This window comes from Kitasatospora sp. NPDC033851 (assembly GCF_055576085.1).
The window spans coordinates 179361-201330 of sequence record NZ_JBVIRL010000018.1 but is presented as its reverse complement, the minus strand read 5'-3'; the positions used below and the strand labels follow the sequence as shown (position 1 = coordinate 201330).

The following is a 21970-nucleotide window of genomic DNA, read 5'->3' as shown; positions in this document are numbered from 1 at the left end:
GACTTTTGGCACGCTGTTGAGTTCTCAAGGAACGGACGCTTCCTTCGGACCGCCTTCCAGCGGACCCTCCGGGCTTCGTTCTTTCGTGTTTCCAGCTTATCAGATGTTTTCCGCTCCGTTTCCGGGGCTTCCTTCATCCAACTCGCCGGTGTCTTCCGGGGCTTGACGCCCTGTCCGACGTTTCAAACTCTAGCCGACCTCCGCTCCGAAAAGCGAATCCAGCCGCAATCCGATAAAACGAACACGCCGAATAAGAACCGAGCCGCGACAAGACACGACTCAGCCCGAACCGGGAACCGGTGTTTCAGGGGATTGGCCGCTCCGGGACCGTCCGCGCAGATGCGTGTCCGGTGCTCCCATGTCGAGCGACTGGGAGACAGTACTCCTATTCCGCACCCGACACAAAATGCTCCGCCGGCGGGCGGTGGCAGGCCACCGCCCGCTCAGTCACCTCTCGCCTGCGCGGTCGAGGTTCAGGCAGAGCGCCCAAACGTCGGAGTAGGTGTTCGGCGAGGGTGAGCCGCCGACGTGGATGTCGGCCGTCCAGTACGCGGGCGTCGTGCTGCCGTCACTGACCGGGTTGCCGTCGGAGTCGCTGGGGTAGCTCCCGGTGAGGTGGGTGCCCTGCGAACCCGCCTTGCTGAAGTCGGTCGTCGTCACCTTGCCTCCGCTGGCGGCGGCACCTCCGCTGACCAGGACGTCGTGCTTGCGTCCGTTGCCACGCCCGCCATCGGGGCTGTCGCAGCCGACCGTCGCCGTCTGGTGGGTGCCTGCGGCCTCCGGGCCGCTCAGCTCGCGGAAGTGGACGGTCGTGGTGATGTTCCGGACGTTGACGTCGTCGCCGCTGCAGATCGCGTAGGCGTACGTCATGTTGCCGCTGTCGCGTCCGCCGCCGATTCCGCCGACGGCGGTCCAGGAGTCGGGGTTGGTCTCCCCGTCCGCGGCGGCCATCTGACCGAAGTCGTGCACGGCGTCGTTGAAGGTGGGGAAGCCGGCGATCGGCTTGAGGCTGCCGACGACGGCGGGGGTGGTCCGGGCACCGCCGCCGATCAGCAGGGTTCCGGCCGGGCAGGTCGCCACCACGGTCTTGGCCGTGTTCCCGACGCTCGGTCCGGGCACCTTGTTCATGACCACCTGGGTGTGCCGGATCCGGTTGCTGGAGAGGCACAGCGCGTAGGCGGTGGTGGAGAACTCGGGGCTGGAGTTGCTGCCGCTGCCGCCGAACGCGAGCCAGTGCGTGGCGTCGGTGCCGACGACGCCGGGTGCGTCGGTGTACTCGGTGACACCGTCGGCGCTGGGCGCGATGCCCAGCACGTGGTTGCCGTTGCCCGCCCGGTCGCTTCCGGTGGTCTGGGAGATTCCGCCGCCGGAGACCAGACCGTGGCTGCAGTCCGCGCGGGACGAGACACCGGTGAAAGGCGTGTCGGGGCCCATGGTGGCTCCGGGGGTCGTCACGGAGACGACCGCGGTGTCGGCGTGCGCGATGTCCGGCACCGCCAGGACGAGCAAGGCACCAGGGATCAGGACGGTCCGCAGGGCGGACCGCCGCAGGGAGTTCTTCCGCACCGGTTTCTTCCTTTCCGACGTTCCGATGGCGCCGCGGTGAACGGCCGCGGCGCCGGTGACTCAGAGGTGCCTCCGAGGTGGCCCGGGGGTGCCTCCGGGCGCCCTCAGGGGTGCCTCAGACGCCGTCGTTGGCGCACAGCGCCCAGACGTCGGAGTGGTTGTTGGTCGACGTCTGGCCACCGGTGTGGGCAGCCGCCGTCCAGGACGCCGCCGTGGTCGTCCCGTCGCTGACCGGATTGCCGCTGGAGTCGCTGGGGAAGCTCCCGTTGAGGTGGTCGCCGCCGGAGCCCGGCCCGGTGAAGTCGGTGGTGGTCACGCTGCCCGCGCTGACGGCGGCGCCGCCGCTGACCAGCTTCCCGTCCCCGACGCCACAACTCACCGTCGCCGTCTGGCCCGTGCTCCCGGTGTTCGGGCCACTCACCTCGCCGAAGCGGACCTTGACGGTGACACCGCTCACGCCGATGCCGTTGCCGCTGCAGATCGCGTACGCGTAGGTCTCGTCGCCGGCGTTCGCGCTGTTGTCCCACCCGACGGCGCTCCAGGAGTCGGGGTTGGTCTCCCCGTCCGCGGCCGCCTTCCTGCCGTAGTCGTGCGCGGCATTGTTGAAGGTGGGGAAGGTGGCGATCGGCTTGAAGGTGCCGGTGTTGCCCGGTGTCAGCAGGGCACCGCCGCCGAGCAGGACCGCGTTGGCAGGGCAGGTCGCCGTCACCAGGCCCACCGTGGTCGCGGCTGTGGGCGTGTTGGCCTTGTTCATGACAACCTGGGTGTGGTTGATCAGGCTGCTGGTGAAGCACACCGCGTACGGGGTGGTGGAGAACGAGGAGTTGACCTGCCCCCCGCTGGCGCCCTTCGCGATCGAGTACGTCACGTCGGTGCCGACGACCCCGGTCGAACCGGTGTATTCGGTGGAACCGTCCGCGCTGGGCTCGATGCCCATCACGTGGTTGCCGTTCACTCCCGCGCCCGTACCGATGGCCTGGTTGATGCCGCCACCGGAGACGAGCCCACCGGTGCAGTGAGCGCTCGTCGAGATCGAGGAGTCGGCGCCTGCGGGCCCGAGGGTGGCCCCGGGGGTCCGCACCGTGACGCCCACCGTGTTGGCGTAGGCGGCCCCCGGCGCCGCCACGACCAGAAGGGCACCTACGACCACTGTCTTTCCTGCGGCGAAGCGCCACAGGGACTTGTCTGCCACCGAGTTCGTCCTCTCGAGATTTCACCGTGCGGAGAGCCGCGAAGAGCCACGAGTGCCGGCCGGAGCCGGGAGACCGTGACGCTGGGTTACGGGCCGATTGAAGCAGCGGTCCGGACGCGCCCGCGACTGGTGCCGAGCACAAGACGACGGGCTCTTCACTGGGTGATCGAACAGGCCGGTACGGCAGGCGGTTGCCGTCGGCGGCGCCGGTGCGCCACCGCGCGACCCGCAGGTCGCGGGTCGCGCAACGCGGAACGCGCAACGCAACGGCCCGGCCTCGCGGTGGGAGTCCGCGAGGCCGGGCCGTTGCCGGGATGGTCGGGTCAGTGCTGCCAGACCCGCACGTAGTCGACCTGCATGTCGGCCGGAGTGACGGCCGGGTACTTGGAATCGACCGCGTTGTTGAGGATCAGGTACATCGGCGCCGCCGTGATGCCGGTGGTGATCTGCCCGACCTTCACACCGTCGTAGTAGTACGTGACCGAGCCCGGCGCCCATTCCGCGCCGTAGGTGTGCCATCCACTGAAGTCGCCGTGCGCGCACCCGCCCGGGCCGCCGGCGTCGGAGTGGAAGTGGTAGCAGGCCTCGCCACCCAGACCCTCCATCACGTCCATCTCACCGTCGGTCGGCCAGTTCTGACCGTCCGCCCAGAAGGCGGGCCAGTTGGCGACCTGCGAGCCGGACGGCGGCAGATAGATGCGGGCCTCGAACGCGCCGTAGGAGAACTGGGCCTTGCCGTTGGTGTTGATCAGACCTGACGTGTACGGGTAGGTCTTGCCGTTCACGGTGGCCGGCTTCTGGACCGCCGCCAGGTGCAGGCTGCCGCCGCTCACCGAAACCTGGGACGGGGAGTACGCGGCGGACTCCTGGGAGTTCACCGGCTGAGTCGTGCAGGTGCTGCAGCCGAACCAGTTGGGATTCCACTTGGCGGCGTCGAGCGAGCTGCCGTTGAACTCGTCCGCGAAGACCGGGCGCCAGGCGCCCGAGATGCCCAGAGGTCCGGCGGAGGTGCCGGTCGTGGGGGCGGTCGTGGCGGTCGGCGACGGCGTCGCGGTGGCGCTGGCGGTGGCGGTCGACGACGGGGACGCCGTCGCGGTGGCCGTCGGCGCCGGCGAGGTGGTCGCCGTGGCGGTCGGCGACTGCGTGGCGGTGGCCGTCGGCGACGGCGTACCGGTCGCAGTGGCGGTCGCGGTCGGCGACGGCGTACCGGTCGCAGTGGCGGTCGCGGTCGGCGACGGCGTACCGGCCGCGGTCGGCGAGGCGGTGGCCGTTGCGGTAGCCGTTCCGGTAGCCGTGGGCGACGGGCTCGGTGCCGGAGCCGAGGAGCCGCGCGAGGTGAAGGTGTTCACCGGGCTCAGGTTGTGCCAGTGGTTGGCGCTCTCATACGCCACGAAGTACGTGTACGTGCCTGCCGGGAAGGTGCGGCTCTGCGGCGTGAACGTGAGCTCCGAAGAGGTCAGCGTCGCTGGGATCGCACCGCGGAAGTCGTAGTGGGCACCGTCGGCCGACCGCACCGCGATGGTCAGCGCCTGGACCGAGGTCTGGCGGGTGGCATGCAGCTTGGCGGTGGCCGTGACCGGGCTGTCGGCGCCGGGACCGGTCGGCGTGATCGAGATGGAGTCGACCACCACCGGTTCCGTCTGCGTGGACGGCATGGCCCAGGCGGCCGCACCGGTCCCGGTGGCAGCCAGCGCGATCCCGAGCGCGAGGAAACGGCGCCCGCCGGTGAGTGTGCTGCGGCGATGCTTCGAATGCTTGGCCATACGAGGGAGGACCCTTTCGCTCCCCCCTCGACTGTGGACTCGCAGCAGCCTGAAGGAGGGATGGTCCGTATGCAAGCCCAATGCCGCCACCGAATCGACGACATCGGTCACGCACCCGGCCAAGTCCCCTGGTCGGGCGGGCTTTCGAGGCACCGCCATCGGCCGGCTGTGACATGTCGCACAGCCGGCCGATGGCGGAATCAGGAAGACCGGACCAAGGTGGTCGTTATTGAGGCTTTCATCAGCATTTGTCCGTATCAACCGGAAAGCGTCGTTCGACGGCTTCGGCCCCGAACTGGCGGCCATGGTCACGAGGCCTGGCCGGATGCCATCAACTCGGCTTCCCCGTCCTCCACTTGCCCGTGACGACCGACGCGGGGCCCGGTCGGTCACCCGGGTCACGGCCGCCGGATAGCACGGGACGTTCAGCCCCGAGCCGAACCCGATCTCCAGGACATCGCCCTCAAGACCCTCGCAGACCCTTCGCCGGAGATGCGCGGCCTCCTTCGTCCCACAGACGACGTTGACGATCCGCGGCACGACCTGACCGGCGAAGAACCCCATCACGACCTCCAGCCCTCATGCCCGCTCCGGCACCGAGCCGAGCCACCGGCGAAGCCCGTCGGACCGGCGAGAAGCCCCCGTCATCGCCTCCTCCAGCGAGATGCGACTGCGGATTCACGACGAAGACCCCGCCGAATCTGCCGCAGGCCCGACGGGAGCCACCTCCGAGCCTTCAGGCCGCGCCGCCGTGTGCCGGCCAGGCTGTGTCGTCGGCGGCCAGCCACGGCTCGTCCGCGGCAGCGCTGGGGGTTGTCCCGGCAAACACGCGGACGTCGTGGTGAAGGTGGGGCTGGTCGGCATAGCCACAGTCCGCCGCCACCTGCGCGGGGGTGTGTCCGCGGACCAGGCGGTGAACGGCCTGATCGAAGCGGACGAGCATGGCGGCACGTTTGGGTGTCAGGCCGATCTGCGAACCGAAACGCGACCACACGCGCTGGCGGCTCCACCCGGTCCGGGCTGCGAGGTCGCTCACGCGGGTTCGACCACGGCTGGCGACGATCTGACGCCAGACCCAGGCCACCTCGGGATCGACCACCCTGCCGTCACGGAGCCGGGTGAACAGTTCTGTGTCGATCAGCGCGAAGCGCTCCGGCCAGGTTCGCGCATGGTGAAGCCGCTCCCGCAGGCGCGGCGTGTCGCGGCCCCACAGGTCGTCGAGTGTGATGACGCTCCCGCGCAACTCCGCGAGCGGGAGCCCGAGCACGGAGTGCGCAATGAGCGGAGACAGGCGAATCTGCACACACTCGATGCCCTCGGCACGCACCTGGAACGCGCTGAAGGCGAGCCCGGCGGCCAGGCTCGCCGCCCGCATTCGGCCGGCGGCGCCGTGAATGCTGAACGGGCGGTCACCGAACTCGACAGCCACGGTGACGGCCGGGTGGGGGATGGCTCGCAGTTCGACTGGATTGTCACCGTGAATTCGGAACCCTGCCATGTCGACACCAGGCAGCGCGGTTTGGCGCGACGGTCGCGCGATCTCCCAGGCCGCAGTGGGACCTGCCCTTCCGCTAACCGGTCGCACGCCTCCACTGTACGAGCGGCTCGGCGGCGGGATCAACCATGCGCGAGGCGTGGACATTTCTCCAAGACGCCTCGCGGCGGCCGTCGGCAGGCTGGTCACGCACAGATCGAGCGACGGAGGAGCCATGGACGAGACGACCACCCCGCAAGACCAACGCACCCACAGCCGCGCGGATCCGGCGCCGCGCGCCCCGCACGGACGGCGGCGGGCAAGGAGGCGGCGGATCACGCTGCTGGCCGTCGGCCTGCTGGCCATCCTCCTCGCGGGCAACACCGTGTCAGTGCGCACGGAGACAGCCGAAGCGTCCGGCGAGCAGATCGTGCGCCTTCCCGGCGGGGACATCCACGTCGTGCAGGATGGGCCCCGCGACGCGCCCACAGTGGTGCTCCTGCACGGCCTGGGCGGCTCGACGGCATGGTGGGATCCAGTGCTGCCGGCATTGCGGGACCTGCACGTGGTGCGGGTGGACCTGCTAGGGCACGGCAGATCGGCCAAACCGGCCGATGGCTACCGCATCGCGGAGCAGGCCCGCCGGGTCGGGGCCGTACTCGATCGGCTCGGGGTGCGCCACGCGACCGTCGTCGGGCATTCGACCGGCGGCACCGTCGCCACGTCGCTGGCCGAACAGCGCCGCGACCTGGTGGCGGCGATCGGGCTGATCGACACCGGCCCGCGGTTGGACGCGTACATCGGCGACAGCTTCGCCAGCCATCTGGTGACCACCCCGGTAGTAGGTGAGCTGCTCTGGCGGCTGCGCACCGACGGCACGATCCGTGACGCGCTGAGCACCGCGTTCACCCGTAAGGTGGGGATCCCCGACCAGATCATCACCGATATCCGGGGCATGACCTACCGCAGCCTCACCGCGACCGACGAGGCGTCCTCCGCGTACGTGAAGGAGGAGCCCATCCCCGACCGGGTCGCCGGGCTCGGCCTTCCGACGCTGGTCATCTTCGGCTCCCAGGACCGACGATGGCAGCCGTCCTCCGCCCAGGACTACCGCCGGGTTCCCCACGCCCGGATCGAGATGCTCGATGGTGTCGGCCACACACCGATGTTCGAGGCCCCCGACGCCACCGGAGCCCTCCTGCACGGCTTCGCCCTCGAAGCCGCGCCACGCTGACCCGGCATCACCACTCACCACAATCTGAGACCTCTACCGAACCCGCGGTGCCTCTGTGTTCTGTCAAGCGGCGATGGGGAAGTGCGCGGCTCGTCGTTCGAAGGCCGGCATCCGGCCGTCCGGGTAGGGAAGATCCGTCGCCTGGTCGTCGGCGGTGTGCTGAGGCCGCCGAGATCCGGGCGGATTCTCCCGCACAAAGGTCATGCTTCGGAAGCCGATCACACGGTATCGGCGCTGAACGTCATGCCAACCCGCGAAGTCACTCATATGAGCCAACCCATGGTCATGTCCGGTATCTCAGGCCCTACTTGAAGCTACGCTTCGACGCCTTGAGCAAGAGATCGGAAAGAGCTCGCACGGCCTCGGCAGGCGCCGGGCCGAGGCATTCACCCACGCAGGCAGGGGATTTGGTGACCGGCGAAGGAATTGACGGCAGTTGTCAGCGGACGGAGGTCGTCGTCATCGGCGCCGGCATGTCCGGAATCGCCGCCGTGATCGCACTGCACCAGGCCGGAATCGACGACGTCGTGGTGCTGGAGAAGACCGGCCGCCTCGGCGGTACCTGGCGTGACAACACCTATCCCGGATGCGGCTGCGACGTGCCGTCCGTGCTGTACGAGTACTCCTTCGCCCCCCATTCCTGGAGCCGGTCCTTCGCCACCCAGCCCGAGATCCTCGGCTACCTCGAAGCCACCGCGGAAACGCACGGCGCCGAAAAGGCGATCCGCTACGGCACCGAAGTCCTCGCCGGCCACTGGAACTCGGACACCCACTTCTGGCACCTGAGCACCACGGCGGGCACCTGGACCGCCCGGACGGTCATCGTCGCCACCGGCCCCTGGCACCGTCCCCGCTACCCCGACATTCCCGGGCTCGACGGCTTTCCCGGCGCTGTCTTCCACTCCGCCGACTGGGACCACGGCACCGACCTGACCGGACGCCGCGTCGCGGTGGTCGGCACCGGAGCGTCCACCGTCCAGTTCCTGCCGGAGATCCAGCCACAGGCCGCCCACATCGATGTCTTCCAGAGCACACCACAGTGGGTACTGCCGAAACCGGACCACCCGTACTCCCCCCGCCTCCGCCGATTCCTCGAACGCCGCCCGGCGGCACGCCGCCTCCTGCGCCGCCTGCAGCACTGGACGCAGGAGACGATCGGTGTACCCCTGCGTTACCCGAGAGTGCTGGCACCCCTGGAAGCCGTAGCCCGCCTCCACCTGCGCGCCGTCGTGCCCGACCCCGGGCTCCGCGAGGCCCTGACCCCGCGCTACCGCCTCGGCGGCCGCCGCCTGATCGCCTCCAGCACCTACTACCCCGCCCTCACCCAGCCCAACGTCCAGCTGCGCCCCACCCGCGTGACCGCAGTCCACGGCTCCCAGGTCATCGGAGCCGACGGCACCCGCACCACCGCGGACGCGATCATCCTCGCCACGGGTTTCCACGTCGGTGACCTCCCCCTGGCTCCTCGCCTGCACGGCCTCCACGGCACCACCCTCGCCCAGACCTGGGCCGACGACCGCCGTGCCTACCTGGGCACAAGCATCAGCGGATTCCCGAACCTCTTCCTTCTTCCCGGCCCGAACATCCTCACCGGCACGAGTGCGGTCCCGACCGTCGTCGAGGCACAGCTCCGCTACATCACCGCCGCCCTCAACCACCTGTACACCAGCGGGAACACCGCACTGGACGTCACGCCGGAGGCTGAAGCGGCACACCACAACGCCCTCCAGCACGCACTCCGCGGCACCGTGTACAACACCACCGGCGGCTCCGGCTACTACTTCGGACTCCCGGGCGTGAACACCTTCTGCTGGCCCTGGTCCGCCGGAAGGCTGGTCAAGCGCCTGCACACCTTCACCCCGGACACCTACATCTGGACCAAACAGCAGTCTGGACCGCGTACCGGCAGGCCCGCCGGAGGAGCAGTAGTACCACCCCCGGCCTCGCGGCAGCGCGCTCACCGACTCACCGCCGAAAACCGCACCCCGTAGGAGCGGTCCCAGGCCCTAGAGGAAGACCGTAACCATCAGTCACGAGCTTTCCCAACTCGCCGATATTGCAAGGAAGTTACCGGCTCTACATTGCACTCCGTGCCCGGTGGGCAGCGATCAGATCTCGGTACCAGGCGTACGAGGCCTTCGGCGTGCTCATCCACGACGACATGTAGGCCGGCTGGGCCTCCGGGAGGAGCTTCTCCGGCGGCGGCTTCCGCAGGGCGTACCGCCGCAGCGCCCCTGTCCAGCTATTCGTCATCGCGCCGCCCGCGCGGGATGGGGAGCAGCAACGCGGCCACGAAGACCACCACCATCAGGCCGATGACCACCAGGTTCGCCCCCGAGATCGACTGCGGACGGGATCTGGCGTCACTCTCGCCCCGCAGCTACGCGTCGGCACCCGCGGTGAGCCGAACGGGCCGGTCCCCGCCGCGGGCCGGCGGACGGGACTACCGACGCGGGCAGCGCAGCCGTGGTGCGTCGGCGGGGAGAGGTTCACCCCGTGCCGATCCGGCGGCCGGTGACCTCGGCGGGGCGGATGCGCACCCACAGGGGCCGGGAGCCGCCGGCGTCGCGGATCCAGAGGTCCTCCAGGTGGAGCAGCGCAGGTTTGCCGTGCACGCCCACGTTGGCGACCCGGCCGCCGGGGCGCACCAGGCGGGTGCACAGTTCGAAGGACTCGGGGACGCCGACCGCCTCGATCGCGACGTCCACGCCCAGTCCGTCCCGGCTCAGTTCCTGGACGGCCGCCGGGGTCGCCTCGACCACGGTCAGCGTCGTGTCGGCGCCGAAGCGCTCGGCGGCGTCGATGCGGCTCTGCGCGAGGTCGATCGCGATGATGCGGGCCGGGCTGTAGAGGCGGGCGGTGAGGATGGCGGCGAGTCCGATCGGTCCGGCGCCGACGATCGCGACGGTGTCGCCCGGCTCGACCCGGCCGTTGCGGACGCCGACCTCGTAGGAGGTGGGCAGGATGTCGGCGAGCAGCAGGGCGTCCTCGTCCCGGACGCCGTCGGGCAGCTTGTACAGGGAAGTGTCGGCGAAGGGGGTGCGGACGTACTCGGCCTGGCAGCCGTCGATCAGGTGGCCGAGGATCCAGCCGCCACCGCCGGTGCACTGGCCGTAGCTCGCGGCTCGGCAGTAGGCGCAGCGGCCGCAGGCGGAGATGCAGGAGACCAGGACGTGGTCGCCGACCGTGACGGTGCGCACGCCCGGTCCGGTCTCGGTGACGGTTCCGACGGCCTCGTGCCCGAGGACGCGGCCCTCGGTGACCTCGGGGACGTCGCCCTTGAGGATGTGCAGGTCGGTGCCGCAGATGGTGACGGCGTCCACTCGGACGACGGCGTCCTCCGGGTCTTGGACGGCCGGGTCGGGGGCGTCGCCCCAGGTGCGGCGGCCGGGTCCGTGGTAGGTGAGCGCTTTCATGCCGCGGTCGCTCCTCTCGGAGGGCGGATCCGGCGGTTCCGCTCACACGTCCAGCGTCTCCCGGGCCGCAGCCGTCGCCAGGGGCCCGGTGGGGTGCTCCCGCTGGGCCGATGGACCCCCTTGCGCCCGCCCGGCCGGGGCGATCGCGCCTACGCTGGTCAGTGGGTATCGGGGGCGAGCCAGGGAGGATCCCTTGGGCAGCGCGTCGGAGACCAGCCCGTCGGAGACCAGTGCTTCGGCGTCGGGCGCCCGCGTGCCTCAGCTGCGGCTGGACGAGCTCCTGGAGGAACTGCAGGCCCGGCTGGACGCCGCCCGCGGCACCCGTGACCGGGTGCACAGCCTGCTGGAGGCGGTGCTGGCGGTCGGGCGCGACCTGGAACTCTCCCAGGCCCTGCAGCACATCGTGGAGGCCGCCGTCACTCTGGTGGACGCCGAGTACGGTGCGCTCGGCGTGATCGGCGAGGACCAGCGGCTGTCGCAGTTCATCCCGGTCGGGGTCACCGACGACCAGGTCAAGCTGATCGGCGACCTGCCGTCCGGGCATGGCATCCTCGGCGAACTGATCCGTCATCCCGAGCCGCTGCGGCTCAGCCGGATCTCCGACCACCCGGCGTCCTACGGGTTCCCGGCAAGACACCCCCCGATGAGCAGCTTCCTGGGGGTGCCGATCCGGATCCGCGCCAAGGTGTTCGGCAACCTCTACCTGACCGAGAAGCGCGGCGGCGGCGACTTCGACGACGAGGACGAGTCGGTGCTCGCCACCCTGGCCGTCGCCGCCGGGGTGGCCATCGACAACGCCCGGCTCTACGACCGGGCCCGGCGGCGGCAGCGCTGGCTGGAGGCCAGTGCCGAGGTGACCAAGGCCCTGCTGTCGGGCAGCGCGGAGCAGGAGGTGCTGGACCTGCTGCTCGCCCGGGCGACCGAGATCGCCGGCGCGGACCTCGCCGTCGTCGCCGTGCCTCTGCCGGAGACCGGCGAGCTGGAGGTGCGGATCGCCGTCGGCCTGGGCGAGCGGGAGCACAGCGGTCTGGTACTGCCCATCGAGGGCTCGTTCATGGGGGCGGCCTTCCGTACCGGCGGGCTCGTGGTGAGCCCCGACGTCCAGCACGACCCGAGGATCACCGCCGGTCCGCCGCGCTGGCAGGGCCTGGGCCCGGCCCTCGCCATCCCCATCGGCACCACCGCGCACGGGATCCGGGGCGTGCTGCTGCTGGCCCGGGCGGCCGGTGCGCCGCTGTTCGAGGAGGGCGAGTCCGGGCCGCTGCTGGGCTTCGCCGGCCAGGCGGCGGTGGCGATGGAGCTCGCGGAGCGCCGCCGGGACTCCGAGCAGGTGGCGTTGCTGCAGGAACGCGACCGGATCGCCCGCGACCTGCACGACCTGGCCATCCAGCGGCTCTTCGCCACCGGGATGACCCTCCAGGGCGCCACCCGCTTCATCACGCACCCCGAGGCCACCGACCGGGTCCTGCGCGCGATCGACGACCTGGACGAGACCGCGAAGACCATCCGCGCCACCATTTTCGGCCTGCGCCTTCGGGAGAAGGGCCCGGCGGCGAGCGGCCTGCGCACCCGCGTCGTCGAGGTCGTCGAACGCGCCGCCCGCGCCCTCGGCTTCGCCCCGGCCCTGCGGATGACCGGCCTGCTCGACGTCACCGTCCCCGCCGAGATCGCGGACGCGGCCGTCGCCGTCCTGGAGGAGGCCCTGTCCAACGCCGCCCGCCACGCCCGGGCCCACGCCGTCGACGTCTCGGTGGCCGCCGGAGCCGACCTGACCCTCACCGTCACCGACGACGGCGTCGGCCTTCCCGAAGGCGTCGGCCTTCCCGAGGGCGATCGCCGCAGCGGGCTCGCCAACCTGGCCGACCGCGCCGCCGCACTGGGCGGCACTTTCACCGCCCGACCCCGCCCCGAGGGCGGCACCGAGCTGGTCTGGCGGGTCCCGCTGCCGAAGATCTGAGAACACCTGGTGAAACGATCTTCGACCAGGGCGGGCGGGGTACGGGCCACTCGCCGTCAACGACTGTCTGCGCCTTGGCACGGCCCCGGGACGCGCCCCGACCGGTGCGCGCTGACCCGACGAGAACGGTCGGCCGGGCCCTGGCTAGCAGCCCGAAGCCTTCGGCTCGATCACGGCATCGGATGGCAGTCGGGGTGTGGGGGCGCCCTCGGGGCCGTAGCCGATGCGGATCAGGATCTGGATGTAGCCGGGGCCCCGGTGCGGGTCGCGGGCTTCCCAGCGCAGGTATGGCCACTCCATGGCCTGGTGCAGCAGGGAGGCCCGGACGCCGTGGGCGGTGGCGGTGAGCAGGACGTGTTCCAGGGCGAGGCCGGCGCGCAGCCAGTCCCGGGGCGTGTCGTGCGCGGTGGCGAGGACGGCGATGCGGGGCTCGGCTTCGAAGGTGGCGGGGGCCTGGTGCTCGGCGGCGTGGAGGGCGGAGAAGTCACGCATCGGCAGGTGGCCGGACAGGTCCTGCGGGCCGAGCGCGTCGGCCGGGATGCCGTAGGGCGGTGCTTCGCCGGTGCGGATCCAGCTGCGGCTCTCGGCGCGCCGGGCCTCGTCGGTGGTGTTGCGGCGTTCGGCCTCGGCGGTGAGGTGGAGCAGTCGGGCGGTCTCGTCGTGGCCGGGCAGGTGGAGCACGGCGTCCTCGGACCGAGCGTCGGCGGCGAGTTCGTCGAGGACGGCTGGGGGCACGGGCTTGCCGGTGAACGGTGTGCGGATGGTGTGGCGGTGCCAGATCGCCTCGTACAGCTTGTCCGTGCCCCGGAGCGGCACGGCAGCCACCGTGTCGAGCCGGACGGTGGCCAACAGATCCGGTTCGGCCGGGTCGGGCAGCAGGCGCACGTCGGGGGCCCAGCCGAGGTGACGTGCGGCGACCCGCAAGTTGAGGACGGCGGCGCCGACGGAGATGTGCAGCGCCCGGCCCTGCGGGTCGGCGGCCGGGACGGCCCGGCTACGGTCAGCCCGGACCTCCAGGGTCAAGGTGTCCGGATGGAGCCGGAAGCGCCAGGGCTGGCTGTTGTGAATCGAGGGTGCGGCGACCGCCGCGGAGACAAGCTTCTCCAGCGTGGGGGCGTCGAGGGCGAGGGTGGTCATGACCGCCTCCATGACGTCAGGCGGGCGGGTCGCCGCCGCGCAGGGTGCCCGGACGGGTGCGGTACTCGGCGGGGTCGATCCCGCCGCGGGCGAGGCGTTCGGCGAGCAGCTGTTCCGGGGCGGGCCGCTGCGGCGGCGCGGTCGGCGGGACCGGCGGGACCGGTGCCGTCGGGCTGTGCAAAGCCGTCCGCCCCGGGTGCCGGACCAGGGCGATCACGCCGAGGATCACGAGCGCCCAGAAGAGCGGCATGCCCACGGTCATCGGGCCGATTCCCCAGCCGTTCATGCCGTGGCCGTTCCAGTACGTCATCGCCGTCTCCTCAGCCGTGACGGGAGGTCCGTCCCCTCCACCGTGCGGCCGGGACCGTGCTCACCGCTTGGGCCGTTCGGCTCTACCTCCGGGCCCACCCGGGCCCCGTCCGGGCCCTGTCGGCTCAACGCGGGCGCTGGTGGTGCTGCTCTGACTCCTCCGCGTGGGCGGCGATGACGGCGGCCTGAAGGCGTCGCTCGACGCCCAGTTTGGCGAGCAGCCGCGAGACGTGGTTCTTCACGGTCTTCTCGGCGAGGTACAGCTCCTGGCCGATCTGCCGGTTCGTCTTGCCCTCCCCCACCAGGGCGAGGATCTCCCGCTCGCGCGGGGTGAGTCCGGCGAGGGCCGCGTCGGACTCGCTCTCCTCGTGGTGGCGCAGGCTCTCCATCAGCTTGCGGGTGGTGGCCGGGTCGAGCATCGACTGGCCGGAGGCCACCGTGCGGACGGCGCTGACCAGGTCGGCGCCCTTGACCTGTTTGAGGACGTAGCCGGCTGCCCCGGCCATGATCGCGTCGAGCAGGGCGTCGTCGTCGTCGAAGGAGGTCAGCATCAGGCAGACCAACTTGGGCATCCGGTCGCGCAGTTCCCGGCAGACGGTCACCCCGTCGCCGTCCGGGAGCCGTACGTCCAGCACGGCGACGTCCGGACGCAGTGCGGGCACCCGGGCGAGGGCCTGGGCGCAGCTGCCGGCCTCGCCGACGACCTCGATGTCCTCCTCCGCCTCCAGGAGGTCGCGAACGCCCCGGCGGACGACCTCGTGGTCGTCCAGCAGGAACACCCGTACGGGCTGGGGCGTGTCCATGGCCTGCTCCCGGTGTGCGCGGTCGATGACACCACCGATTCTGCGCGTCCGCGCCGCGGGGCGCACCGGGTCAGCCACGCGGGACGACGGCGACCGGGCACCAGGCGCGGTGGATCCCGCCCGGGTGACCGGGCCGGGCGCCGCGCCGGGCACCGGTCGTGCTCCGGCTGGCCTGGGTCGAGCAGCAGCCGGCCGGTCGGCACCCGTCGTTCGTGCACCGGCCGGCCGGCTGACCGCGGCTGCCTCCCCGACGTCGATCAGCCGAGGATCCTGTCCTTGGCGCGCTGGTACTCCTCGTCCGTGAGCTTGCCGGTGTTGTGCAGTTCCGCGAGCCTGGCCAGCTCGTCGGTGGGGGTGGGGGTGGGGGTGGAGGGGGCCGGCGGGCTGCCGGCCGCCTCGCGTACGTACGAGCGGAACTCCGCCTCGCGCTCCTGCGCCGCCTTCAGCTCGCGCAGGCCCATGCCCTTGCCCCGGGCGATGAGGTAGATGAAGACCCCGAGGAAGGGCAGCACGAGCACGAAGACCGTCCAACCCGCCTTGGCCCAGCCGCTCAGCGAGTCGTCCCGGAACAGGTCGCCGAAGACCCGGAAGAGCAGCATGAACCACAGGATCCAGAGGAAGACCAGGCAGGTGGTCCAGAAGATGTTGAGCACGGGGTAGTCGGCCGCGAGGCTTGTGGGCGTGTACGGGGCCGTGTAGGGGATCGTGTACATGGGCGTGTCCTGTTCGTGAGTCGGGGATCTGCGGTCAGGGGCGGGCCGCGGCCCCGGCGGGCGCGGGCCGGTCGGTGTCGCCGTGCCAGGTGGGCCAGCCGAGCAGGCGGGGGCGTTCGGTGACCCAGGCGCGTGTGTCGGGACCGATCTCGGCGGTGATGAGGCCCTCCAGCCGGCTGCTGTAGCGGGCGACGAGGTCGCGGTGGGCCGGGTCGGCGGCGAGGTTGCGCATCTCGTCGGGGTCTTCCACGCGGTCGTAGAGCACCACGTCGTTGTGCTCGTGGAGCGCTTCGGGGCTGGTGGGGCGGTTGGGGTCGAGCGGGGAGAAGTAGCGGCCGAAGGTGTAGCGCTGGTCGAGGTAGCCGCGCAGGAATCCGCGCTTGTTCCAGTCCGGGCGCAGGTCCCCCGACTGGATCCGCGCAGGGGCTTGCGGGTCGGCGAACTCGAACCAGAACCCGGCGTCCAGGGTGGTGATCGACTCGACGGCGGTGAGCACTCCCTCGCGGACCGCCGTCCCCTCCAGCGCCGGCACCAGGGAGTGACCGTGCAGGGCGGGGAACCGGGTCCGGTCCAGCCCGGCGAACTCCAGGAGGGTGGGCGCCAGGTCGACCGCGGAGGCGAGCGCCTCGGTGCGGCCCCCGCCCGCCACGTCGGGGTGGCAGAGCAGGAACGGAACGTGGAAGTTCTCGTCGTAGACCAGGTTGCCCTTCTGGCGCAGGCCGTGGCTCCCGGCCATCTCGCCGTGGTCCGAGGTGAAGACGACCACGGTCCGGTCGGCCTGGCCGGAGGCCTCCAGCGCGTCGAGGACGAGTTCGATGCTGCGGTCGACGTCCCGGATGGCGTTCAGGTAGAAGTTGAGGCCGTCGTACCAGTGCCGGTCGTCGGCGACGGGCCCGAACACGGTGTCGAGCATCCGGGCGTACTCGCCTACCGCCGGGGCCGCGCCGGACAGGTCGTCGTGCAGGCTGGCGGGCAGGTCGAACTCCCAGCGGCGCCGGTAGATCGGGACGTCCGCGGCGGCGCGCGCCACCACGGCGTGCGCCAGACCGAACGGCAACTGCACCTGGGGGGAACCCCCGTAGTCGAAGCTCATGATGTCGTGCGGGTTGACGAAGTTGACGGCCATGAACCAGGGCTGGTCGGGCGCCACGACCGGCGCCCGGTTGCGCAGCCATTTCACGGCCTGGCCGGCGATCACCGGGTCGATCTTGAGCCCGGCCCAGGCGCCGCCGTCGATGTCTCCCCAGTCGTTGAACTCACTGAACCCGTAGGGCTCCAGGGCATCGGTGGTCGGTCCGGGGTTCTGCGGCGTGACGTACGCGTTGGAGAGATGCCACTTCCCCTGGTAGGTGCAGTAGTAGCCGGCCTGGCGCAGCATCGTGCCGAGGGTGCCCAGCTCAGGGTTCAGCGGGCGGATGTAGGGCATGTTGTCGTTGTCGTAGATCTCGGTCAGCGGCAGATGTTGCCCGGTGTAGATCACGGACCGCGCGGAGCTGCACATGGCCGAGGCGGTGTAGTACCGGTCGAAGGTGTGGCCGCGTTCGGCGAGCCGCTCCCTGGCGGGAAGGGTGAAGCCCGGTGGACGCGGAACCGCGGCCCGCTCCTCGTCGGTGACGATCAGCAGGATGTTCGGACGACGGGTCATGGCCACCTGCTCTGTGCGCGCGGGATGGTGCGGTTCGTCGAATCTAGGTCCGGCACTCGAGGGCACATCGCTGGGACGTGGCCGACCGGGGCTGATCGGGTGAGGTCTGACACCGGACGGCGGACTCACCCCGACGGTGAGCCGGTCGGGTCGACCCGGCGGCGCCGGATCGCGGGCGGCCTGCGAGCGCTCTCCCGCAGGCCCGGGTCACGCTCGGCGGCGCGCTCGTACCAGCGGCCGTAGCGGTCCGAGAGCACCACCGCGGACACCCCGTGCAGGATCACGCTGAGGCCGACGGTGACCGCGACCACCCGGCCGATCAGTTCCACCCCCGGGACGTGCTGCTCCGCGACCAGCAGCCCGAGCACGACCGAGGCCAGACCTCGCGGCCCGAACCACCCGACGTAGGCCACGGTGGGCGCCTTCAGCCCGGTTCCGGCGAGGGAGAGGGCGACCGGGACCATTCTGACCACGGTGAGACTGAGCACGGCGTAGCCGACGATGCGCCAGCTGAGGTGCTCCAGTGCCGGGCCGAGCAGCACGGCGCCGAAGACCAGCAGGCTCAGCAGGGCCAGCAGGTTGCCCAGGTCCTCGGCGAGGTCGGCGGTGTCATCACGGTCCGGCACCGCCCGCCCGCTGCCGCGCATCGCGTACGCGAAGGCGAACCCGGCCACCCAGGCCGCGATGAAACCGCTTCCGTGGGTGACCGTGGCCAAGCCGTAGGACGCCGCGGCCACCGCGAGGACGAGGAGCTGGCGCCATACCCTGGTGATCCAGCCGTGTTCGCGCGACCACCGCAGCAGCCGGCCGCCACCACCCCCGACCGCCAGGCCGAGGACGGTGCTGAGCAGCAGCGCCCTCCAGAAGGTCCCGTCGGCCCCCTCCTCGGCGTACGGCGTGCCGGGGATCGCCGCCAGGAAGAGCACGAAGAACGGCAGCACCATGCCGTCGTTGAGCCCGCTCTCCACGTTCAGTGCCTGGCGCACCAGCCCCGGTACCCGGGGGTTGGCGATCGCGCTGCTGCCGAGCGCCGCGTCGGTAGGGGCGAGGACGGCACCCACCAGCGCGAGCTCCCACCCGGTGAGCCCGGGCAGCAGCGGCCAGGCCAGCAGCCAGCCCAGTGCGATGCTGGGCACCAGGCCGATGCCGAGCAGTCGGCCCGGTAGGGCGGCGCCGGTGCGCAGGTCCCCGGGACGCACGGCCATGGCGTCCGTGAACAGCACCAGGGTCAGGGCGGCTTCCAGGAGTGTGAGCAGCGGTCCGCGGTCGTGTCCCACGCTGATCAGGTCGAGGCCGACCGGCCCCAGCAGGATGCCGGCCCCGACGAACACGATGGCCGCGGACACCGGTGTGCCCGCCAGCCGTCGCGAGCCGAGCGCGTAGGCGGCGGTGACACCCGCCACCGCCACCCCTGCCCACCCGACGTCACTCACCGGTCCGGCGACTTTCGCCCACCCGTCCGGACGCGGCGAGCAGCGCCAGGACGGCGAGCACCGCGAGGAGCACCAGGACGAGCAGCAGCACGGTCAGCACGGTCGGGTGGTTCCACAGGGCGAACACCAGGGCCAGGACCAGCACGGCCGCGAGGACGAACCAGCGGCGGTGGGCCTCGGTCCAGGTGCCGGCCCGTCCGGTGCGCACCCCGTGGGCGTCGCCCCAGCGGGCCGCGGAGTCCGCGGCGGCGTCCGCCCGGCCGCGGACGGCACGGGGGAACCGTCCCGCCCCGGACAGGTACGCGCCGAGCGCCACCACCACGCCGAGCACGATCGCGGTGCGCAGGCTGATCCGCAGGAAGTGGAGCAGCCTGTCGAAGATCGCCGCAGCCGCAGCCGGGGACTGCACGGCCGGGGGCAGGTGGTCGAGGTAGTAGTGCCGGGCGATCACCAGGGCGATGGCCACCACCAGGCAGGCGCCGGCCGCACCGAGGGCGGTGGTCACCAGGGCCCGGCGCTTGCGCCGCGCCAGCAGGACGCCGATCGCGCCGAGCAGCACGGTGAGGACGGGCATCCAGTTGCCGACCACGTCGAGCGCGTGCGCGGCACCGCGGATCTTGCCCAGCTTGTCGGACTGGAAGAGCACCAGCTGCTTGTTCACGTCCGGGATCTTCGCGGCCGGGGACACCCCCGCGGCCACCAGCTCCTCCTTCAGCCGGTCGACGGCCGTCCCGACGTCGAGGGTGACCGTGCCGTCGGTGACGCCGACCGCGCCCCGGCCGTGACCGGTGAGGGCGTGGACCACGGCCGCGTGGGCGGAGCGGTTGGCCTGTGTCCACACCGTCGCGAAGGCGTCGCTGTGTACGACCTTCGTCGCGGCCTTGGTGACCACCTGGTCGACGGCGTCGTCCAGTTTCGGCCCGAGCGCCTTGACCCCCGCCGCGGCCCTGGGCGGCAGCCCCTGCGACTGCAGCCAGGCCGCCAGGTCGGAGGCGACCGCCGGGCCGTCCACCTTGACGTCCACCGCGTGGGTGAGCCGATTGACCGCGGCGTCCTGGACGGCGGGGTCGGTCGCCAGCGGGGCGACCGTGGCGACGTACCGGTCGGTGTCCAGCGCGATGTCGTGCACCCAGACGGTGAGCAGCGAGACCGGCACCAGGATGCAGGTCAGTGTGATCAGCACGGCCGAGACCGTGCTCATGACGATCCGCCCGGCCAGGGCGGGGCGCCCGGCGCCGGAGGGCGAGCCGCCGTTGCCCGCCTCGCCCGTCCCCCGTGCGGACGGAGGCTCTGGCGGCTCGTTCATCGGATCTCCCAGCTCTCCGCGCGGCCGTGGCACCGCTGACCCCCATTGCCCCGCAGAGCCCGGCCACCGGCACCCCGGGGAGGGCCGTCCGGAGGAGGTACGGCCGTATGGCTGCGCGCTCCCGGGAGACCTCGACCGGGGTGCGCCCAGGGGACCGGACCCGCCCCTGGCAGGTGAACCCCCGGGGCCGTTTCGCCGAACGGCGGGCCGCCCGACATGCCGAACGCCATCGCGCTGCCCAGTGTTGGACGGAACCCGGAGCGCCGTCGCCGACGACGGACCGCAGCGGCGGCCGGAGGTGCCGACGGCGATCGGAGGGATTGCGCAGTGGCGGAACAGCGTGGTCAGCCCGGGCGCGCCCGCTGGATCCGTGCCAGATCCGCCTGGTTGCGGGGGCGGACGGCCACCATGCGCGACGCCCCGTTCCCGCGCCGACTCGCGGCGCAGCTGATCCACGTCAACGTCCTGGACACCGCCACCCGTCTCGCGGCGCAGACGTTCCTCACCGCCATCCCGGTGCTGTTCGTGCTGTCCGCTTTGATGCCGCAGGAGGTGCGCAGCAGCGTCTCGGACTCCCTGCGCACCGTCCTGGGGCTCCAGGGTGCCTCGCTCGACGAGGTGAAAAGGGTGCTCCAGACCAGCCAGACCGCCACCGCTGATGCCTTCGGCGCCGTCGGAATCGTGGTGACCCTGCTCTCGGCCACGAGTTGCAGCCGTGCCCTGCAGCGTCTGTGTGAACGGAGCTGGCACCTGCCCCACCTGGCAGGGCGGCTGGCGGCATGGCGATGGCTCGCCTGGCTGCTGGTGTGGCTCACCGCCCTGACCGTCCAGGGGCGGGTACAGGCCGGATTCGGGGTGGGCGACGGCCTCGGGGTGGTCCTCTACCTGATCACGGCCGCTCTTCTCTGGTGGTGGACGCAGCACCTGCTGCTCGCTGGCCGGATCCCCTGGCTCCCCCTGCTTCCGGGGGCCGTGCTGACCAGTGCCGCGCTGACGGCGCTCGCCTGGGCATCGCGGCTCTACATCCCCCGCTCGCTGAACCGCAGCGTGGCGCAGTTCGGTCCGCTCGGTATGGTCTTCACCCTGCTCAGCTGGCTCATCGTGATGTTCACGGCCATCACGCTGGGGATCGCCGGCGGGTACGTGGTGGCGGGCCAGGGCCGACTGGCCCGGCTGCTGGGGACTCCGAATCCGGGCCCGGCGGACGAGGAATGACGGTCCCCGCACGGCCGCGGCCGTGCGGGGACCCGGAACGGTCGTCGTCCGGGGCCGTCAGGCCTCCCGGTTGGTGCGGGGCGCTTCGGTGGCGCTGCTGGTCATGACACGGACTCCTTCGGGTAGCGGCCACCTGGCCCGGAACAGGAGACGGGAAGCGGGAGACGGGAGAGAGGAGAAGCCGGTTCAGAGGGGCTCCGGGGAGAGGGCGGCCGCCGGGCTCCGGACCGGCGCCGGTGGAGCCGACAGGAGATCGGCGACCCGGAGCAGGGCGAGGATGCGCTGGAACCCCGGCCGGATGCCGATGAGACGGAACTCCGCGTGGTGGAGGTGGCAGACCCGGCGGGCCTGGAGGAGGGCTCGCACACCGGCCGCGTCGCAGAAGGTGAGGCCCTCGACGTCGAGGTCCAGCCGATGCGGACGAGCCGCGAGGGCCCGGGCGACGGCATCGCCCACGAGCGCCGTCGTCGCTATGTCGAGTTCGCCTTCCAACGACACCGACGCGGTGTCCCGGGACATGCTGGCCCTGGTGCGGAGTAGGTCGTCGTCTCTCATCACGATCGCCCCGGAAGCTCGGCTGATGGAAAGGCCTCGGAACGGTGGCCCTACGTCCACCGTAGGACCGGGCCTGTCAACCGGTCGTGGGCCGACCGGACCCCATCAACGGCCCGAACGGCCTTTACCCGTGAGGAACTTGACTCCGCTCGGGAGCGTCACCGTCACACACGGTCCCACTGCCGTCCGACCCACGATGTATGGGCCGAACGGCCCATGGCGCCCCGGCCGTCTTCTGCGAACGTCGGAAGG

At 71.5% G+C, this 21970-nt stretch carries 17 protein-coding genes; 4 read left to right on the top strand and 13 right to left on the bottom strand.

Translation table 11 applies throughout. The annotated features are described in order from the left end of the window. Positions 1-447: 447 nt before the first annotated feature. The 4 genes from ACZ51D_RS29900 to ACZ51D_RS29885 all read right to left on the bottom strand — a co-directional run bounded on the left by ACZ51D_RS29900 (position 448) and on the right by ACZ51D_RS29885 (position 6019). Positions 448-1566, bottom strand: a complete 1119-nt coding sequence (locus tag ACZ51D_RS29900; protein WP_465663995.1) for a hypothetical protein — start codon at positions 1564-1566, stop codon at positions 448-450. A gap of 115 nt (positions 1567-1681) precedes the next feature. After that, positions 1682-2758, bottom strand: coding sequence for a hypothetical protein (locus ACZ51D_RS29895; RefSeq protein WP_465663994.1), 1077 nt, complete (start codon positions 2756-2758; stop codon positions 1682-1684). 323 nt (positions 2759-3081) lie between these two features. Next, positions 3082-5085 (bottom strand): glycoside hydrolase family 16 protein, encoded by a 2004-nt coding sequence (locus tag ACZ51D_RS29890; RefSeq protein ID WP_465663993.1) that lies wholly within the window; start codon positions 5083-5085, stop codon positions 3082-3084. Between the two features lie 172 nt (positions 5086-5257). Next, a complete protein-coding gene (locus ACZ51D_RS29885) occupies positions 5258-6019 on the bottom strand; it encodes a helix-turn-helix domain-containing protein (protein ID WP_465623415.1) in 762 nt (253 codons plus the stop codon). A gap of 211 nt (positions 6020-6230) precedes the next feature. On the opposite strand from ACZ51D_RS29885, the gene ACZ51D_RS29880 reads away from it, so the two are divergent. Continuing rightward, positions 6231-7229 (top strand): alpha/beta fold hydrolase, encoded by a 999-nt coding sequence (locus ACZ51D_RS29880; protein ID WP_465623416.1) that lies wholly within the window; start codon positions 6231-6233, stop codon positions 7227-7229. Positions 7230-7639: 410 nt separating this feature from the next. Then, entirely contained in the window at positions 7640-9220 is a 1581-nt protein-coding gene (locus tag ACZ51D_RS29875; protein WP_465663992.1) for a flavin-containing monooxygenase, read from the top strand. Positions 9221-9718: 498 nt separating this feature from the next. Here ACZ51D_RS29875 and ACZ51D_RS29870 read toward each other — a convergent pair whose 3' ends face one another. After that, positions 9719-10645, bottom strand: coding sequence for an alcohol dehydrogenase catalytic domain-containing protein (locus tag ACZ51D_RS29870; RefSeq protein ID WP_465663990.1), 927 nt, complete (start codon positions 10643-10645; stop codon positions 9719-9721). 193 nt (positions 10646-10838) lie between these two features. On the opposite strand from ACZ51D_RS29870, the gene ACZ51D_RS29865 reads away from it, so the two are divergent. Beyond that, a complete protein-coding gene (locus ACZ51D_RS29865) occupies positions 10839-12602 on the top strand; it encodes a sensor histidine kinase (protein WP_465663988.1) in 1764 nt (587 codons plus the stop codon). 144 nt (positions 12603-12746) lie between these two features. On the opposite strand, the gene ACZ51D_RS29860 is transcribed toward ACZ51D_RS29865, so the two are convergent. From ACZ51D_RS29860 to ACZ51D_RS29830, 7 genes are all read right to left on the bottom strand, one after another. Further along, positions 12747-13739, bottom strand: a complete 993-nt coding sequence (locus ACZ51D_RS29860) for an Acg family FMN-binding oxidoreductase (protein ID WP_465663987.1) — start codon at positions 13737-13739, stop codon at positions 12747-12749. A 16-nt stretch (positions 13740-13755) separates the two neighbouring features. Beyond that, the gene (locus ACZ51D_RS29855; protein WP_465663985.1) at positions 13756-14049 is read right to left on the bottom strand and encodes an SHOCT domain-containing protein; all 294 of its coding nucleotides are present in this window, start codon (positions 14047-14049) and stop codon (positions 13756-13758) included. A 124-nt stretch (positions 14050-14173) separates the two neighbouring features. Next, entirely contained in the window at positions 14174-14851 is a 678-nt protein-coding gene (locus tag ACZ51D_RS29850) for a response regulator (protein ID WP_465623428.1), read from the bottom strand. 257 nt (positions 14852-15108) lie between these two features. Beyond that, positions 15109-15564 (bottom strand): SHOCT domain-containing protein, encoded by a 456-nt coding sequence (locus tag ACZ51D_RS29845; protein ID WP_465623429.1) that lies wholly within the window; start codon positions 15562-15564, stop codon positions 15109-15111. A 34-nt stretch (positions 15565-15598) separates the two neighbouring features. Further along, positions 15599-17209 carry a sulfatase-like hydrolase/transferase gene (locus ACZ51D_RS29840; protein WP_465663984.1) on the bottom strand — a complete coding sequence of 537 codons (1611 nt, stop codon included), beginning with the start codon at positions 17207-17209 and terminating at the stop codon, positions 15599-15601. Positions 17210-17334: 125 nt separating this feature from the next. After that, positions 17335-18642: a cation:proton antiporter domain-containing protein gene (locus ACZ51D_RS29835; RefSeq protein ID WP_465663983.1), complete on the bottom strand. Its 1308-nt coding sequence runs from the start codon at positions 18640-18642 to the stop codon at positions 17335-17337. Then, positions 18635-19948, bottom strand: a complete 1314-nt coding sequence (locus tag ACZ51D_RS29830; RefSeq protein ID WP_465623435.1) for a hypothetical protein — start codon at positions 19946-19948, stop codon at positions 18635-18637. Before ACZ51D_RS29830 ends, ACZ51D_RS29835 begins: the two co-directional genes overlap by 8 nt. 408 nt (positions 19949-20356) lie before the next feature. Between ACZ51D_RS29830 and ACZ51D_RS29825 the strand changes: the two genes are divergently transcribed. Next, complete coding sequence (locus tag ACZ51D_RS29825; protein ID WP_465663982.1) at positions 20357-21163, top strand: YhjD/YihY/BrkB family envelope integrity protein; 807 nt, start codon at positions 20357-20359, stop codon at positions 21161-21163. A gap of 186 nt (positions 21164-21349) precedes the next feature. On the opposite strand, the gene ACZ51D_RS29820 is transcribed toward ACZ51D_RS29825, so the two are convergent. Continuing rightward, on the bottom strand, positions 21350-21682 hold the full coding sequence (locus ACZ51D_RS29820) for an STAS domain-containing protein (RefSeq protein WP_465663981.1): 333 nt from the start codon (positions 21680-21682) through the stop codon (positions 21350-21352). Positions 21683-21970: the final 288 nt, after the last annotated feature.

Bases quoted from the DNA above. Each gene is read 5' to 3' on its own strand.
- ACZ51D_RS29890 (WP_465663993.1), bottom strand. From the start codon at position 5,085: ATGGGGTTCTTCGCCGGTCAGGTCGTGCCGCGGATCGTCAACGTCGTC.
- ACZ51D_RS29885 (WP_465623415.1), bottom strand. From the start codon at position 6,019: ATGGCAGGGTTCCGAATTCACGGTGACAATCCAGTCGAACTGCGAGCC.
- ACZ51D_RS29880 (WP_465623416.1), top strand. From the start codon at position 6,231: ATGGACGAGACGACCACCCCGCAAGACCAACGCACCCACAGCCGCGCG.
- ACZ51D_RS29870 (WP_465663990.1), bottom strand. From the start codon at position 10,645: ATGAAAGCGCTCACCTACCACGGACCCGGCCGCCGCACCTGGGGCGAC.
- ACZ51D_RS29860 (WP_465663987.1), bottom strand. From the start codon at position 13,739: ATGACCACCCTCGCCCTCGACGCCCCCACGCTGGAGAAGCTTGTCTCC.
- ACZ51D_RS29855 (WP_465663985.1), bottom strand. From the start codon at position 14,049: ATGACGTACTGGAACGGCCACGGCATGAACGGCTGGGGAATCGGCCCG.
- ACZ51D_RS29850 (WP_465623428.1), bottom strand. From the start codon at position 14,851: ATGGACACGCCCCAGCCCGTACGGGTGTTCCTGCTGGACGACCACGAG.
- ACZ51D_RS29845 (WP_465623429.1), bottom strand. From the start codon at position 15,564: ATGTACACGATCCCCTACACGGCCCCGTACACGCCCACAAGCCTCGCG.
- ACZ51D_RS29840 (WP_465663984.1), bottom strand. From the start codon at position 17,209: ATGACCCGTCGTCCGAACATCCTGCTGATCGTCACCGACGAGGAGCGG.
- ACZ51D_RS29830 (WP_465623435.1), bottom strand. From the start codon at position 19,948: ATGAACGAGCCGCCAGAGCCTCCGTCCGCACGGGGGACGGGCGAGGCG.
- ACZ51D_RS29825 (WP_465663982.1), top strand. From the start codon at position 20,357: ATGCGCGACGCCCCGTTCCCGCGCCGACTCGCGGCGCAGCTGATCCAC.
- ACZ51D_RS29820 (WP_465663981.1), bottom strand. From the start codon at position 21,682: ATGTCCCGGGACACCGCGTCGGTGTCGTTGGAAGGCGAACTCGACATA.